At 71.6% G+C, this 16330-nt stretch carries 12 protein-coding genes; 4 read left to right on the plus strand and 8 right to left on the minus strand.

What is annotated here, in order from left to right:
- Window positions 1-50 precede the first annotated feature (50 nt).
- The 3 genes from IPQ09_08285 (at window position 51) to IPQ09_08295 (ending at window position 4966) form a co-directional block, all read left to right on the plus strand.
- Window positions 51-1508, plus strand: a complete 1458-nt coding sequence (locus tag IPQ09_08285; protein MBL0194209.1) for a serine/threonine protein kinase — start codon at window positions 51-53, stop codon at window positions 1506-1508.
- A gap of 63 nt (window positions 1509-1571) precedes the next feature.
- A complete protein-coding gene (locus IPQ09_08290; GenBank protein ID MBL0194210.1) occupies window positions 1572-3575 on the plus strand; it encodes an alpha-galactosidase in 2004 nt (667 codons plus the stop codon).
- On the plus strand, window positions 3569-4966 hold the full coding sequence (locus IPQ09_08295; GenBank protein MBL0194211.1) for a hypothetical protein: 1398 nt from the start codon (window positions 3569-3571) through the stop codon (window positions 4964-4966). The genes IPQ09_08290 and IPQ09_08295 overlap by 7 nt, the downstream gene beginning before the upstream one ends.
- A gap of 19 nt (window positions 4967-4985) precedes the next feature.
- Here IPQ09_08295 and IPQ09_08300 read toward each other — a convergent pair whose 3' ends face one another.
- Window positions 4986-7079, minus strand: a complete 2094-nt coding sequence (locus IPQ09_08300; protein ID MBL0194212.1) for a hypothetical protein — start codon at window positions 7077-7079, stop codon at window positions 4986-4988.
- A 475-nt stretch (window positions 7080-7554) separates the two neighbouring features.
- Complete coding sequence (locus tag IPQ09_08305) at window positions 7555-8376, minus strand: hypothetical protein (GenBank protein ID MBL0194213.1); 822 nt, start codon at window positions 8374-8376, stop codon at window positions 7555-7557.
- A gap of 106 nt (window positions 8377-8482) precedes the next feature.
- Here IPQ09_08305 and IPQ09_08310 point away from each other — a divergent pair, with 106 nt between their 5' ends.
- Window positions 8483-9415, plus strand: coding sequence for a hypothetical protein (locus IPQ09_08310; GenBank protein MBL0194214.1), 933 nt, complete (start codon window positions 8483-8485; stop codon window positions 9413-9415).
- 27 nt (window positions 9416-9442) lie between these two features.
- Here IPQ09_08310 and IPQ09_08315 read toward each other — a convergent pair whose 3' ends face one another.
- The 6 genes from IPQ09_08315 to IPQ09_08340 form a co-directional block, all read right to left on the minus strand.
- Window positions 9443-10738 carry a hypothetical protein gene (locus IPQ09_08315; GenBank protein MBL0194215.1) on the minus strand — a complete coding sequence of 432 codons (1296 nt, stop codon included), beginning with the start codon at window positions 10736-10738 and terminating at the stop codon, window positions 9443-9445.
- A complete protein-coding gene (locus IPQ09_08320; GenBank protein ID MBL0194216.1) occupies window positions 10735-12219 on the minus strand; it encodes a M20/M25/M40 family metallo-hydrolase in 1485 nt (494 codons plus the stop codon). Before IPQ09_08320 ends, IPQ09_08315 begins: the two co-directional genes overlap by 4 nt.
- A 6-nt stretch (window positions 12220-12225) precedes the next feature.
- On the minus strand, window positions 12226-12918 hold the full coding sequence (locus tag IPQ09_08325) for an ABC transporter ATP-binding protein (protein MBL0194217.1): 693 nt from the start codon (window positions 12916-12918) through the stop codon (window positions 12226-12228).
- A complete protein-coding gene (locus IPQ09_08330; GenBank protein ID MBL0194218.1) occupies window positions 12911-14137 on the minus strand; it encodes an ABC transporter permease in 1227 nt (408 codons plus the stop codon). Before IPQ09_08330 ends, IPQ09_08325 begins: the two co-directional genes overlap by 8 nt.
- Window positions 14138-14139: 2 nt before the next feature.
- Window positions 14140-15375 carry an efflux RND transporter periplasmic adaptor subunit gene (locus IPQ09_08335; protein ID MBL0194219.1) on the minus strand — a complete coding sequence of 412 codons (1236 nt, stop codon included), beginning with the start codon at window positions 15373-15375 and terminating at the stop codon, window positions 14140-14142.
- Window positions 15376-15524: 149 nt separating this feature from the next.
- Window positions 15525-16298 (minus strand): ABC transporter ATP-binding protein, encoded by a 774-nt coding sequence (locus IPQ09_08340; protein ID MBL0194220.1) that lies wholly within the window; start codon window positions 16296-16298, stop codon window positions 15525-15527.
- Window positions 16299-16330: the final 32 nt, after the last annotated feature.

The raw sequence follows: 16330 nt of genomic DNA on the forward strand, positions 1-16330 counted from the left end.
GAACACGCCAGGCGGCCCCGCGCAGCGATCGGCGGTAGACTAGGCCGCTCATGGACCCGGAGTCGCGCATCGGAGCCGTCGTGGGCGGCAAGTACCGGCTCGAGAAGCTGCTCGGCAGGGGCGGCATGGGCGCGGTGTACGAGGCGATCCACACGGGCGTGCAGAAGCGGTTCGCGATCAAGGTCCTCAGCGTCGCGGCGTTCCGCGACGCGGGGACCCGCGCGCGGTTCACGAAGGAGGCGCAGGCGGCCGCAAAGATGGAGCACCCGAACATCGTGGCGGTGTTCGACGTGGGCGAGACCGAAGACTCGGCGCCTTTCATGGTGATGGAGCTGCTCCGAGGCCGATCGCTCTTCGACGCGCTCGAGCGAGGCCCCTTCCCGGTGTCGCTCGCCGTGTGCGTGGCGCGCGAGATGCTCTCCGCCCTCGAGTGCGCGCACCGCGCGGGGATCGTGCACCGGGACATCAAGCCGGCGAATATCTTCCTCGTCGACGGGCCCGACGCCACCATCCACGTCAAGGTCCTCGACTTCGGCGTCGCCAAGTTCGCCGGAGTCGACGAGGGCGACGAGGTGAGCCTCACGCAGTCGGGGGCGATCGTCGGCACGCCGCTCTATATGGCGCCCGAGCAGTTCCTCGCGGTCCGCGAGATCGACGGCCGCACCGACGTGTGGGCGGTGGGGGCCACCCTCTTCCAGATGCTCACGGACCGGCCCGTGCACCTCACGACGAGCGCGACGGCCGTGGCGGCGAAGGTGGTGAGCGAGCCTGCCCCGCGTGTCCGCTCCCTTCGCCCCGAGGTCGACGAAGACCTCGACGCGATCGTCGCGCGGGCGCTCGCCATCAACCGTGACGACCGCTTCGCGACCGCCGCGGAAATGATGGAGGCCCTCGAGCGCCATTTCCTCGGCGCGTCGGAGACGCTCCCGGGGCTCCCCTCGGATCGCGAGCGGGTCGCGCGCTCGAACCCGAACCCGAACCCGAGCTCCGGCGGTCGGGCGGCAGCCCGCGCGGCGGCCGACGCGGCAGCCTCGCGCCCTGCCATCGAGGAGCCCATCACGGACGGCTCCGGCGGCGAGCGTGTGATGATCACGACTCAGTCGGGGGCCGCGCCCTCGCTGTCCTTCGGGAGGCACGCGGCCCTCGGCCTCGCCAGCGGGGTGCTCGGCGCGCTCGTCACCGTGGTGCTCCTGCTCCGCGCGAGCCCGGCGCCGCCGATCACCGCCCCTCTGCCCGTGCCCCCGCTCCCGAGCGTGGTCCTCGCTCGCCCGGCGGTGCCGAGCGCGACCGCCGCCCCAAGCGCGACCGCCGCCGCCCCAAGCGCGACCGCCGCCGCTCCAAGCGCGACCGGGGCGCTCACCCACGTGGCGGCCACCGCCTCGCCGACGAAGCCCGAAAAGAAGCCGACCTGCGAAGAGGGGCAGACCCTCTCCGCGGGGCACTGCTGCGCGCGCGGGCTCGTCTGGCAGAACGGCCGCTGCGATCGCCCACTCGCGACCGATTTCTGAGCTGTTCCGGAGGGTTGGTGCGGACGGCTCCCCGCGAAATGGGGCGCGTGCTAGGCTCGAGGGGTGCGGTACACCCTCGGCATCGCGGCGGCCGCCGCCGTGGCGCTCGCCGCGACGGCGTGCACGAGCGAGCCCGCGCCGCCGCCGGCGAGCGAGCCCCCGTGCTCCGTGCGCCTCGGCGCGGAGCCCGGCGCCGACCTCCAGCTCGTGGGCGCGGGTGCGTGCGCGACGACTGTGCGGCTCACCCTCCGCGTGGCCACGGGCTCCCCGGACGCCCCGTCGTGGACGAGCGCGGAGGGTGCGGCGAGCCCGGTGCGCGTGCGCGGCGCGTGGACGCTCTCGGGGAACGCGGCCGTGCGCACCGTCGTGGTCGAGAATACGTCCAAGGCGTCGATCGGGGTGGTGGGGCTCGAGTGGTCGACGGGCGAAGGCGCAGGCCTCGGGCTCGGGGTCGATCGCCTGCTGCACAGCGGCTACCAGAGCTGGTCCTACACGGGCGTGGAGGCCATCCCGGCGGCGCTCGCGCCGGCGCTCGGAACCGCGCCGCACGGGGGTGACAACGAGGCCGTGCTCGGTGAGCTCGCCGGCGTGTCGTGGTGGTGGGGCGCCGCCACGAACCCCCGAGGGGTGGGGGTGACCGTGGGCGCGGACGGCGGCACGGTGCTGAAGACCTACGTCGCGGTCGACGGCGAGGGCGCGCCTCGACTCCGCGTCGTGCAGGGGGCGACCGGCGACGTCCTGACCCTCGCGCCCGGCGAGACGCGCGCGCTCGACGGCCTCTACGTCGCGCTCGGCGATGCCCGCACGAACCTCGACGACTACACGCGGCACGTCGCCCGCCTCCATCCGCCCGCGACCCCGCGGCAGCCCGCCCTCGGCGGCTGGGGCTCGTGGAACATGCATTATGCAGGCATCACTGCGGCGACCCTCCGCGAGGAGGCCACATTCGCCGGCAGCACGCTCGCCCCGCTCGGGCTCCGTGATTTCCTGCTGGATGACGGCTACGAAGCGCGCTGGGGTGGGTGGTCGGCCTCGCCCGCGTTCGGCGCGGACCTCGCCACGCTGAACGCCGAGCAAGCCGCGAAGGGCCTGCGCCCCGCGCTGTGGCTCGCGCCGTTCTATGTCGCCGTCGAGGCGCCCGAGGTCACCGCGCACCCCGCGTGGTTCGTGCACCACGCGGACGGGAAGCTGCGCACGTTCAACAACGTGGGTCCGAGCTACGCCACGCTCGACGTGACCCACCCTGAGGCGCGCGCCTTCGTGGTCGACCAGGTGAAACAGCTCCGCGCGTGGGGCTATCGCACGCTCAAGCTCGATTTCCTCTTCGGCGGCGCCACCGAGGGCGTGCGCCAGAAGCCTGTCACGTCGCTGGAGGCCTACGCACTGTCGATGAAGGCCCTGCGGGAGGCCGCGCCCGACCTCCACCTCACGGGCTGCGGGGCCCCCATCCTGCCCTCGGTGGGCTGGGTCGACAGCATGCGCATCGGCCCCGACATCGCCTTCGTCACGAGCCCCGAGCCGACCTATCCCTTCCTCAGCGCGCAGGCGCGCCACGTCGCGTTGCGTGCCCACACCGACGCGTTCTGGGCGCTCGACCCCGACGTGGTGCTCCTCCGGGGCGGGCGCATCACCGACGCCGAGGCCTTCACCGTGGTCGTGTTTTCGGCGCTGTCGGGGGGCAACTACTTGCTCGGCGACGGGCGCCAGGCGAGCGCAGCGAGGCGCGCCATGGCGCTCGCTCCCGAGGTGCTCGCCCTCTCCCGGGACGGCGTGGCGGCGCGCCCGCGCGACCTCATGACCCCTCCCGATCCGAAGCTCTTCCCGAGCCCGCTCTTCATGGGAAACACCGACACCGAGGTCCCCCACGTGTGGCGCAAGTCGACCCCTGACGGCATCCATGGGGCGCTCGGCGTCTTCGCCTGGGCCTCCGAGTCTTACGCGGCCGACCTCGAGCTGCCGGGCACCGCCGAAGAGCTCGTGCTCTCCCCGACGGGCACGCTCACGCGGGCGGCCGCGCCGAAGCGCGCGAGCGTTCCCCCGCACGGCGCGAGGCTCTTCGTATGGTGAGGCGCTCGCTCGCCCCGACGGCGCTCGCGTGGCTCGTGCTCGCCGCGTGCATCAAAGAGCCGTTCGATCCTCAGAAGCTCGGGCCCCCAGTCTTCGTGAAGGTGGCCCTCCTCACACCCGAGCCCGACGAGCAGCCCTGGGAGCGCGAGAGCGACCACGCGGTGCTCTGGCACGCGCCCGACGTCCCGCTCCCGCCTTCCGCGCTCGGCGCGGTGTCGCTGTCGCTCGACGACGGCGCGACCTGGGCGCCCGTGTCCATCGGACAGGTCGACCTCCGAAAGAGCCGCGCGCGGGTGCGCGTGCCGGCCACGGGCGGTACACACCTGCGCGTCCGCGTGCGCCTCGGGGACTACGCGGCCGACTCGGGCGCCATCCCCATCGCTCCGTCGCGAAAGAAGCGGTACTCGTTCACCCGAATAGGCGCCGATCTCCCGTTCGGCGCGCGAGACGGCATGGGCGGGCTCGTCTTCAATGGCCGCATGTACGGAATCGGGGGCTGGAACCCCATTCTGTACAAGTTCAACTCGGTCAACGACGTATGGAGCAGCGCCGACGGCGTCCGCTGGACGCTCGTCAAGCCGAACACGTTCCAGGATCCGGCGACGTTCGACCAAGCGACCGACTGGAGCGGTCGCCACTGGGGGGGATACGCCGTGCACGACGGGAAGATGTTCCTCGTCGGCGGCGACCCCGTCACCGTCCTCCAGCGCGACGTGTGGAGCTCCACCGACGGCGTCCGCTGGAAGAACGTGACTCAGGAGACCGCCTACCCTCTCCGCGTGCTCCACGTGACCTTCGCGTTCAACGACCGATTGTGGGTGGTCGGCGGCCAAACGCTGCACGGCACCGACAAGCCCGAGGTGTTCGGCGACGTGTGGAGCAGCCGGGACGGCGCGACCTGGGAGCGCTCCACCGCGCCTCAGCCACCGCGCTGGGGAGAGCGAGGCATGATCGGCGGCAACGCCGTCTTCCGTGGGCGAATGTGGCTCATCTCGGGCGGCATCTACGAACAAGAGGGCTATCGCCCGGAGCGCACCGAGTACGACGACGTCTGGTCGACCAGCGACGGCACGAGCTGGAAGCGGGAGCTCATCCACACGCCGTTTCGCCCGCGCTATTACCACAACGTCGAGGTCTTCGACGACCGGCTCTGGGTGCTCGGCGGCTATGGCTCCGGGTACGTGCTGGGCGAGGAGGGCAACCTCTCCGACGTGCACTACACCTCCGACGGACGAAACTGGTATTCGCTGGACATCCCGCCAGGCTTCGTCGGGCGCCACGCGGCCACAGCCTGGGTGCACGACGGCGCGATCTACTGGGGCTCGGGGAACGCGGTCGACGCCACGGGGAAGTGGATCGCCGATATGTGGAAGATCACACCTCCGCCGTAGCGCGCGGCTCTCTGGAGCGCTATTGCGGGCAGGGCGAGCCGAGCGCCGCCGGCGCCGGCACCACGGCGATCCCGGTCTTCTGAAATGTGGAGTGGAAGCAGGCGTACTGATACCGCACCGCCTCGAGGCGCCGGTAGATGCCGTGCCCGTCGAACGTGCCCTGCGCGTTCCTGTTGTCGTACTGCGCGACGATCCCCGTGAACGGCTTACCCTCCGCGCTCGTGAGGTTCTGCTTCACGGGATACGAAACGGGCTGGTCGAGCCCCACGAGCGCCTGCCCGGCGCGCATGCTCGGCCAGATCTCGTCACCCGCGCGCGGGTGCCCATAGCCGAGCGTCATCGCGTCGAAGATGTCGGCGTTGAAGTAGCTGTCCTCCCTGCCGACGGGCTGGTAGACCGCGCGGGTCGGGTGTCCGGGCAGGGGCCGCCGGCCGAGGCGCGGCGTCGAGACGAGGGGGTCCATCACCTCGAGCGCGGTCTCGATGAGGTGCAGCGCGGGGTGCATGAACGTGACCTGCTCGCGCGTGCCAATGAGCAGGCGAATCAAGTTGTATGCGTTCGGGATGACCGTGAGCCTGAGCACGAAATAGGTCCAGAAGCCGCCCGCCCCCGTGGGCACGACCGCCTGGATGCGTGGCTCGATCGCCGACACCAAGTTGGCGTACATGCCGCCCATGCTCTGCCCCTGAACGCTGAGGCGCGACAGGTCGAGCTTGTACGCGGTGGCCCCGGCGGGGAGGCTCGCGCCCGCGCAGCCGTCGAGCACCGACTTGGGGATCTCGGTCTTGGCGAGCGCGTCGATGAGCATGCGCGACTCGAGCATGCCCTGACGGAACGTGTCGCGCACAGCGGGTAGGTTGTTCAGGTTCACGTAGTCGAACGCCTTCGCGCCAGGCACCCGATCGGGGCTGATGGGCAGCGAGCTGCCGGCCACGGCGAAGCCGAGCGCCGCGAGCGTGGCCGCCGGCCGTTCGTCGGGCGGATCGCCCTTCACGATGCCGTCGACGAGCTCCCGCGCGACGCCGCCGGAGCCATGGAAGTACACCACGAGCGGATAGCCCGCCGGGGGCATGGCCGTCTTGGGGATGGAGAACGAAACGGAGATCGACTCGTCGCGCTGCTTCTTCGGGACCCCGTCGCTCCCGAGCTCGAACAGGCCCTCGCTGTCGAACGGCGCCTTCCCGCGCTGAAACTGGGGCAAATCGATCTTCGCGGTGACGTGGCAGAAGGGTGCATTCTGCAAGGAAGGCAGCACCTCGTGGGTGAACGAAGCGGTCGCCACCGGGAAACGCTCGGACACGCGCTTCGCGAGCTCGGCCGTGTCGGCCACCACGTCGCCCGTGGTGAACACCGTCGCGGCGGCCACGTCGGTGCGCGCGACGCCGAGCGTGTCGAGGGTCGAGAGCAGCGGCGCGTAGAGGCCGCGCAGCGCCTCGCCCCGCGCGCCGGCGGGCGCCTCGCCCCGCAAGATCGGTTCGAACGCCTTCGCCGGGCTCACCTTCCGGCCCGCCGCGTCGGTGAGCGATCGCCGCACGACGAACGCGTACTTCGTGCCCGGCGCGAGCACCACGCCAGGGCGCGGCGCGAGCGTGAGCAGGTGCTCGGGCACGTACGCGTCGGGAGTGGGCGCTCCGGCGACGAGCGGGTAGAGCTTGCCGCGGTCGCGGCTCTTCTCGTCGACGTCCACGAGGAGCACGGGGGAGTCCTTCGTCGCGGCGATCGCGTCGGTCTCCTTGCGCTCACCGAGCGGGGCCTCGAAGCGGAAGTAGGCGACGGGCAAGACGGGGAACCCTCGCCGCGCCTCAACGAGCTTCTTGAACTCGTCGATGATGCCGAGGGCCGGGTTCGGGAAGCTCTTCAAGTCGGGCGCGCCGGCGGCGGTGAGGCGCAGGTCGGAGGGATACGGCAGGTCCCAGAACGCGCCCTCGGCGGCGAGGTCTACGTCGGGGGAGAACACGGCCCGGGCGCCGTCGGCGACCTCCGCTGGAGGCGGCGCGGGGGTCGACGAGCAGGCCGTCGCGAACGGGAGCACGCCGGCGAGCGAGACGCACGCGAGCGCGGAGAGCGCGGAGAGCGCGGGAGCGAACGAGACCATCCGGCGTGGGAGGCGCATGAGAACAGGCTAAGCCAGCCCCGGAAATTGGCGAAACGAATCAGGATTGAGACGCGCTTGGGGCGCCCGCACGAGCGTGAGCGCCTCGCGACCTCCCTCGAACATGAGTATCCTCCCACCGCCGCCGAAAACGGGGCACCCCCTCGCTCCCTTGTGGCGAAAGGCCGAACCCGCGCGACTTCTGGAAGGGATCACGCTTCCAGGGGACTAGCAGCCCGTGGGGCGGAGGACGGAGTCCTCCGATGACGAAGCAATAAGTCACCGGGCTTGATCGAAGATCATGCTCGGTGATGAGCACTGCTGCGAGACTTCATTCTCGCGGTGGTGGTCGTTGGCCGCGGGAGCGGACAAGACGGAGGGGTGAATCGGCCAGCTTTGTGGCCGAGAGGGCGCCGCGCCCCCTACGAGACAGGGCTAGCACGGCTGCCGTTCGCGCAGCGAACTGCGTAGCGAGAGGGAACCTCTCGCAGTAGTGTTAGAAGCTGTATCCGACGCGGAACAGCGTGAGCGTCGGGATGACGAACATGCCGAACGTCTTCGCGGCCTTCCTCGCGTTGGAGTCTTCGGTGCCGTCGGACGCGAACGAAGTGGTCGCCCCCAACGGGAGCGTCGCGCCCAGATCGCCGCCGAGCGTGAGCCCGCTCTTCAGCGTGACGAGCAGCCCGATTTTTGGTGCAAAATACATACTCTCGGTGAGGTAGTCGACCTCGCTCCCGAACTTCGACGAGTCGGCGCGCGAGTACTGGTAGCCCACGCCGAGCGCGCCGTAGAGGCTGCGGGAGAACCATCCGTCCGAGTCGGCGAAGGGGAAATACCGCCCCTGGACGCCCACCTGGAGGAGCGACAGCGTGGTGTCTTCGCCGAACTTCGCGATGCCTGGCGGCAGGTACTCGAAGACGAGCCCGACCCCTAGCCGCTGACCGAGCAGCGCGTGCGCCTCGAACGAGATGAGGCGCGGCACCGAGAGCACGCCGAGGGTGGCGACCCAGCGCGTGCGGGGCGTGGGGACGGGCATCGGGACCCGCTCCGCGGAGGCGGGCGGCTTCGGGGCGGACGGAGCGACCGCCGCCGAGGGCTCCGGGCTCGAGGCGGGCGCGTCCGCCTGGCCAGGAGCGGCCACCGGCGGAGCGGTGGGGGCGGCGACCGGGGCGGCGACCGGAGCCGGCGGCTCGGGCTCCGTGCCGGCACGGGCGGAGGCGGACGCAGCGAGCGCGAGGGCGAACGCGAACGCGAACGCGGCGGCGGACGAGAAAGCGCGGACAGCGGGCAGCGGCCATCGGGGGCGGCGCGGGACCATCCCGCATTGGTACTCGACCTTGGCCGGTTTGTCGTGAGCGGTCGCTCGCGTGGGGCGCGACCCGCCGCGGAGGCTCGGCTATGGTGGAGGGGAGGTTTCAAGTTCCATGGCGTCTAGTGCTCTCTCCCCCGAGGCGGTCGTGCGATCGCCCGCTCCGCCGGCCTCGCGGCGGTCTCACCTCTCCCTGCGCGCGCTCGGCGTCGTCGGCGCGCTGGCCGCGATCACGCTGACCGGCTGCGACTTCGGCACGCTCGACTCGCTCTCCACCGACGTCGCGGGAGAGGGCGGGTCGGAGCTCAGCCTGCTCTCCCGCGGCCTCCTGTCGAAGTACCAAGCCGGGAGCGACGCCGAGTACAAGACGCTGGTGCGCGACATCGAGGGCGTCATGCAGCGGGCCATCGACGGCAACGGCGGCGACTCGAACCTGAAGCTCGAGCCGCTGAAGCCCGCCGACATCGCCGACCTCGGTCTACCCCCGCGGGACGTGACCGCCGCGCAGGGCATGATCATCCTCACCGAGTTGCCGTGCACGCTCTCGCAGGTGGAGAAGCTCACGGCCGCGAAGAACCAACCCGAGCTGTTCCCCAAGACCTACGACAACTACCTTCGCACCTACACGTCGAGCTCCGAGGACTACTTCGCCCGAAAGGTGAAGACCCTCACCTGGACCACCGATCTGACCGCGACCGTGCTGTCGCGGCAGTACCAGAGCGATCTGCGCGGCAGCGTGCGCTTCGTGCCGGGCGCGGGCCCCACCGGGGGCGACTTGGTGCTCTCGCGCACCGTGCTCGTGAAGCCCGCTACGTTCCTCAAGGGGAGCGACGCGCAGTTCAACCAAGACTACCAAATCGAGGCGTTCTACGAGCGCGCGGCCGGCAGGACGGTCCACGTGTACGCCCTCTGGCGACAGTTCCTCGTGGGCAGCATTTCCTCGGCCGACGATCTCTACATCTCGATCATCCTCGGCAACCTGAAGGACTTCGACGTGCGCGTGGGCAAAATCTGCCGGGAGGGCACTCCCCTCCCTGATGTGCGCTGACGCGGGCGCGGCGCTCTCAGGAGACTCTCAGAAGAACTGATACACGCCGATGCTCGGCGACACCTTGAATGGGCTCTCCACCGGCACGGCCACGTCGAGTCGCATGCCCGTGCCGACGAATTTGGGTATCAGGAACCGCACGCCGAGGCCGCCGGAGAGCGCGCCGCGACGGGCGCCCTCCTCGGTGCGCCACACCATGCCGTCGACGAAGGCCGTGGGCATCAGGGCCAACCAGGTCGAGTCGAAGGCCACCACGCGGAGCTCGACGTTGGCGAGGGCGAGCGCGCGCGCGGCCGCGTGGTTGTCGGGGAAGCCGCGCACGAGGTCGAGGCCCCCCGCGTACACGAGCAGGTGACGCGGCACCGCGGAGACGCCCGCCGCCCGTAGCCGCACCGCGACGTTGGCGCGCGAGCCGACGAGCCCGAAGAGCAGCGCCTCGAGCTGCGCTTGCGCGAACTGCGAGCCTGGACCGCCCACGGGCAGCCCGAGCCCGGGCTTGAGCTCGAGGCTCGCGCCGGTCTGGCGGAGCCGCACGGTGTCGACGCGGCCCACGCGGAACGAGGGCTCGAAGAGGGCCGTCTCGGTGGGAGCGGGGAAGTCGGCCGGCGGCTCGAGCGGCTCGAGGAAGCGGTCCGCGAACACGCTCGTGCGGAGCCCCACGCGCACGCGATCGCTCAGGAAGAGCCGCGACAGCTCGACCGCCCCGAGGGTGCGCTGGTCGGAGAACCGCGGGCGCGGACGCACGAGGCGCTCGAGCTGCACGGTGAGCTCCATGCGCCGGTGAAAGAGCCGCGGATCGCGGAGGATGACCTGGCCACCGTGGAAGCCGTCGAAGAACTGGTACTGCGCCTGCACCTCGAGGAAGCGCCCCGCCAAGTTGTTGTCCGTCGCTCCAATACGAAAGAAGAAGGCGCTGCCGCCGGAGCCGTAGCCGAGCAGCGGGTTGAGCGTCCAGCGGTCCTCGAGGTCGAGCGCGAGCACCGTTCGACCGGCGCGACGCTCCACGCGCCCTCGCACCTTGGAGAAGATGGTCGTGTTCCACAGGCGCTTGATGGCGAGATCGAGCGCCGGGCGCGCGACCACCTGCCCGGCCTCGAAGCCGAGCTCGCGGAGCACCACGAACTCCTGCGTGCGGATGAGGCCGCGCACCTCGATGGCGTCGAGTCGCGCGGGCAGGAGGACGTCGGGCGAGACCTCGATCTCGTTGTTCGGCTCGCTCGTCGTGGGCTCCGGTTCGGCTCGCGCGGGTGCGGGCGCCGCCAGCGCCGCCCCTACGAGGAGCGCGAACGTGAGGGCCGAGGCCAGACCACGCGAACGCCTCATTCGACCGACACGTCGACGATGGCGCGGAACAGCGCCCGCAGCCCGCGCTGCAGGTTCACCACGCTCAGGCGCTCGTTCTTGCCGTGGTACCCGAGGAGCTCCTCCTTCTCGACCTCGAAGGGCATGAAGCCGAACGCGTGCACGCCCTTGTCGCGGAGGTAGAGGGAGTCGGTGTAGCCGGGCGAGAGCGCTGGCCCCGCGACGACGTGGGTGCGGCCGGCGACCGCGTGCCGCGCGAGCGCCTGGAAGAACGGATCGTGCCAGGTGTTCCCGCGCGAGGCCGCGCTGTCGAGCACCTCGAACGTGACCTGGGGGTCGGCGACGACGGTCTTCAGCTCGCCCAGAAAGCCCGAGGGCGAGGTGCCCGGCAGGAGGCGACAGTCGAGGATCGCGGAGACCTTCGAGGGGATGACGTTCGGCTCGTTGCGCCCCTCGAAGCCCGTCACGTTGACCGTGTTGAAGAGCGTCGCGCGGGCCGGAGGGTTGTCGAGGAGCTTGCCTAGGACGAGCTGCCGCACCAGGAACGGGCGCCGGAGCACCTGGCCCGTGATGCCGCCCGTGTCGTAGCCCGCGCGGGCGGCGAGCTCGTAAATCGCCGGGTCGATCACCGGCGCGGGATCGCGCTTCGCGAGCTTGTCGAGGGCCGCGAGGAGCCGCTCGGGGGCCCGCCCCGGCACGGGCGTCGAGCCGTGCCCGGCCTCGCCGTTGGCCGTCATTTTCACCCACAGCGTGCCCTTCTCGGCGACCGAGATTGGGTAGACCGTCTGCCCCTCGAGGAGCAGATCTTTGATGCCTATTCCGCCCTCGTTCACCGACTGCGAACACCCAAGTTTGTCCCAGTGCTTGTCGACCAGGAAGCGCATCCCGCCGCTGTCGGTCTCCTCGGCGGCCACGGCCACGAGCACGACGCTCCGCCGGAGCGGCGCTTTGATGCGCTTGAGCCACACGAGGCTCATGAGCTCGACCGCGCCGAGGCTCTTCATGTCGAGCGCGCCTCGCCCCCAGATGTAGCCGTCGGCGACGGCGCCCGAGAGCGGGCCACGCCCGGGCTTCCAGGTGGCGGGCTCGGCGGTGACGACGTCGATGTGCGAGACCAGGCAGAGCGGCGGCTCCTTGCCCGAGCCCTCGAGCCGCGCGATGAGGTTGCCCCGGCCGGGCGCGTACTCGAGGATCTCGGAGGGGATCCCTTCGGCCGCGAGGAGCTTGCCGAGGTGCTCGGCGCCGCGCGTCTCGTTGCCCGGCGGGTTCGTGGTGTCGACCTTGAGGTACTCGGAGAGCACCGTCACGATCTCGGCGTCGGCGCGCGGCCAGTCGACCTTCGCGTAGTACGGCACCGCGTGCGCGGGCGACGGCGGGAGCTTCGCCTCGGGCAGCGCGCAGTCGAAGAGCAGCAGCGAGAACGCCGCGACGCCCGCGAGCGGCAAGAAGCGCGCGAAGCGCGCGAAGCGCGATGGACCCGAGCGATGGCGTGGTGCGGCCATGAGCGCCTAAGCTACACCACCGGTCGGGCCTTCCGGGCGCATCTTGCCGTCGACGATCTCGAGGCTCCGGTCGCAGCGCGCCGCGATGCGCGGGTCGTGCGTCACGACCAAGAACGCTGTACCAAGCTCGCGGTTGAAGCGGCGCATCAGCGCGAGCACCTCGGCCGACGACTCGGTGTCGAGGTTGCCGGTGGGCTCGTCGGCGAGCACCAGGGCGGGCTGGTGCACGAGCGCGCGCGCGACGGCGACGCGCTGGGCCTGCCCTCCCGAGAGCTGGGTGGCCATGTAGTCGATGCGCTCGCCGAGCCCCACGTCGCGCAGCAGCGCCGTCGCCCTCTCGCGGGCGCCGGGAGCGGGAGCACCGTGCTGGCCCCACGAAGGCAGGAGCACGTTCTCGAGCGAGGTGAACGCGGGCAAGAGGTGGTGGAACTGGAAGATGAAGCCGAGCTTCAGGCCCCGAAGCTGGGTGAGCCCGGCGTCGTCGAGCGACGACGTGTCGACGCCGTCGATGACGACGCGGCCCGAGGTCGGGCGATCGAGGAGCCCGGCGAGGTTCAGCAGCGTGCTCTTGCCAGAGCCGGAGGGCCCCATGAGCGACACCACCTCCCCGGCGCCGACGGACATGTCCACGCCGTGGAGCACCCGGGCCGCCGGCCCGAAGTCCTTCACGACGCCCTCGAGGCGCAGGGCGTCAGCCATGGCGGATCGCCGTGGCGGGGTCCATCCTCGCGGCGCGGCGCGCGGGAAGCACGGCGGAAAGGAGCCCAACTCCCGTGGCGAGGAGGGTCGCGCCGAGGAACAGATCGGCGGTGAGAGTGATCGGGAAGCGCGGCGTCCCGTTGGGATCGACGGCCAACCGAGCGAACGAGACCGCGAAGGCCGCGCCCATCGCGGAGCCGAGGAACGAGCCCGAGAGGCCGAGCAGGCCACCCTGGATGAGGAAGATCCGCAGCACCCGCCGGGCGGGCGTCCCAACGGCTCGTAAGATCCCGATCTCACGCGACTTTTGAACGACCGAGACGATGAGCACGCTCGCGATCCCGAGGGCGACCGCGAGCACCACGAAGAACTGGATGAGGAGCTTCGAGCTGCTCTGCGCCGAGAGCCCCGCGAGCAGCTCGGCGTTGATCGACATCCAGCTCTCCACGAGGAGCGGGTGGCGCCCCCGCACGTCGGTCGCGACGCGCTCGGCTTCGAAGACGTCGGAGACCTTCAGCTCCAAGGTGGTCGCGCCGCCCGGCAGCGCGTAGAGCGCCTGCGCCTGGCGCAGCGAGGTGAGCATCCACGTGGAGTCGACGCCCTTGTTCCCGAGCTCGAAGATGCCGCCGACGGTGACGGTGTCGTCGACGCCCTCTGAGGTGACGACGCGGACCTTCTCGCCCACCGTCACGCCGAGGTCGGCCGCGAGCCCGCTGCCGAGCACCACGGTCGCCCCCGTGACCTCGAAGCGGCCGGCGCGGAGGCGCCGCTGAACGTCGATGATCGCCCCGAAGCGATCCGGATCGACGCCGCGCACGACGACGGGACGCTTCGCGAGGCCGCGCTCGGCGAAGCCCGCGCCGGTCACCGACGGCGACACCGCGATGACCCCCGGGACCCGCTCGAGGTCATGCGCCACGGCGGGCCACTGGTCGATGGACCGGAGCCGCTGCGGCGCCTTCTGGATGGCCCGCGCGATCACGCGCCCCTCGGAGGGCTCGACGAGCGGACGCGAGCGCTCCTCGGGGACGCGCACCGTCACGTGCGGCTGCGAGCCGAGGGTCTTGTCGATGAGGCTCGTCTGGAGCCCGGAGATGAGCGCAGAGAGAAACACGACCACGCTCACCCCCACCGACACCGCGGCGAGGATGAGCGCGGTCTGCGCGCGCTCTTCACGCAGGTAACGAAGCGCGACGAACCACTCGAACGGGAGGGCCACGGCTAGTGCACCCCCTCGCGCTCCGCTCCCGCGCGCTCCACGGCGCGCACGCGGCGACCGGGCTCGATCAGGCGACCGTCGGGCACGATGATCTGCTCGCCTTCGCCAAGGCCGCTCACGATCTCGGTGGCGCCCTCGGCGCCCTGGCCGCGAATACCGAGCTTCACCGCACGCCGCGCCGCCTTTCCGCCCACGATCGCGAGCACCCAGGGGCTCGGGGTCGCGGCGCCCCGCACGGCGTCGGTCGGCACCACGAGCGCGGCCTTCTTCGAGGCGACGAGCAGATCGATCGAGACGGTCATGTCCGGGCGCAAGTACGCGGGTGGCTTGGCGACGTCGAGGCGCACCTCGACCGTCCCTCGTTGCGGATCGATCGACGGCGCGAGGGAGCTCACCTCCGCGTCGAACACCTCGTTCGGGAAGGCGTCGGCCGACGCGAGCGCTCTCTGCCCGACCGCGACGGTGGAGAGGTTGCGCTCGTCGGCCTGAAACGCGAGCTCGATGTCGCCGTCGACGCCGATGACGAGCAAAGTGCGGCCCGGCTGCACCACGTCGCCGGGCTCGACGCTCCGCGACAGCACGGTGCCCGGGCTCGCGGCCACGAGGCGGGTCTGCCCGAGGCGCACCTCCGCGCCGGTGCGCTGGGCCTCGGCCTGGAGCAGCGCGCCCAGCGCGACGCGAGAGTCGGCCCCCATCGGCGCGGACGCCACCTGCTGGGCCTCCGCCGCGTTCTTCCGCGCCCTGGCGAGGTCGAGCGCCCGATGGGCGGACTCGAGCTCGGTCCGCGGCACGGCCCCCGACGCCGCGAGCGTGGTGGTGCGCCCGAGGTCGGACTCGGCCTTCGCGAGGTTCGTCTCCGCCTGACGGAGCTCCTGGCTCGCGATGATGGCGCCCACGTGCTGGAGCTGCGCGACCCGCCCGCGGGCCTGCTCGACCGCCGCCTTCGCCTGCGCGAGGCTCGCGCGCGCCTCCGCGTCGTTGATCTGCACGAGCAGGCTCCCCGCGTCGACGTGCTGCCCGACCGCGGCGCCGACCGCGACCGCGAGCCCCGGCGAGGTGGCCGAGACGTTCACCCGCGCGGGCGCGAGCACGCGGCCGCTCGCCACGATGCGGTGCTCGAGATCACTCCGCACGACCCGCGCCGAGAGCACCTCCGGCCCACGCGCGCGGTGGGCGAGGCCCCCGGCGACCAGGACGACCAGCGCACCGGCGAGGAGCGGACGCGTGGGGAACGCCATGGCCGCTCCGTAGCACGGACGTGACCTCATCCGCACACGGATCGCCCCGGCAAGGCGTCGCACCTGGGCACAAAAGGCGAGCAATGATCCACACATGTCGGATGGAGATCCGCGGCCCGCCACCACGGCTCGGGACGCGCCGACGTGAATCACACCCGACAGGCGACCAGCGACGGGCGGAGCTCGAGCTCGACCCCGAACGCGCCCGCCAAGCGCTGGCGCGTGAGGACCGCGGAGGCCTCCCCCTGGGCAACGGTGCGGCCCTCCGCGAGGAGCAGCGCGTGCGTGGCCACGCGGTCGGCGGCGGCGAAGTCGTGCAGCACGACCACGGTGGCGAGGCCCTCGGCGCGGAGCTCGCCGAGCGCGCGGTAAAAGACCGCCGCGGCGCGCACGTCCAGCGACGCGGTCGGCTCGTCGAGCAGCAGGACCTTCGGCTCCTGCGCAAGCGCCCGAGCGAGCGCGACCCGCTGCCGCTCGCCCCCGGAGAGCTCGTCGACGCGGGCCGACCGGAGCGCCCCGAGCTCGGCGCGCTCGATCTCCCGCTCCACCACCCGCGTGTCCTCCGCCGTCGGCGCGCGCCAGTGCCGCCAGGCGCTCGTGCCGTGTGTGGGCACGCGCCCCATCGCCACCACCTCGGTCACGGTGAACCCGAAGGCCACCTCGGTCTCCTGGGGGACGAGCGCCATGACGCGGGACGCCTTGGCGCGATCGTCCAGGGGCTCGCCGAAGAGCCGCACTGTCCCTCGGTCCAGCCGCAGACCGCCCGCCATGACGCGCAGCAGCGTGCTCTTCCCCGAGCCGTTCGGGCCACAGACCGCCCAAATTTCGCCGGCCTGCACGACGAGATCGACGCCCGAGAGGGCGGCTCGCGCGCCATATCCCGCGACGATCGCGCTGGCCGCGAGGGGGGGAGGCGATGTCAACGGCACCTGACTCTCCGCGTTAGTGTATCCTC

This window comes from Myxococcales bacterium, assembly GCA_016720545.1.
Lineage (GTDB): Bacteria > Myxococcota_A > Polyangia > Polyangiales > Polyangiaceae > JAAFHV01.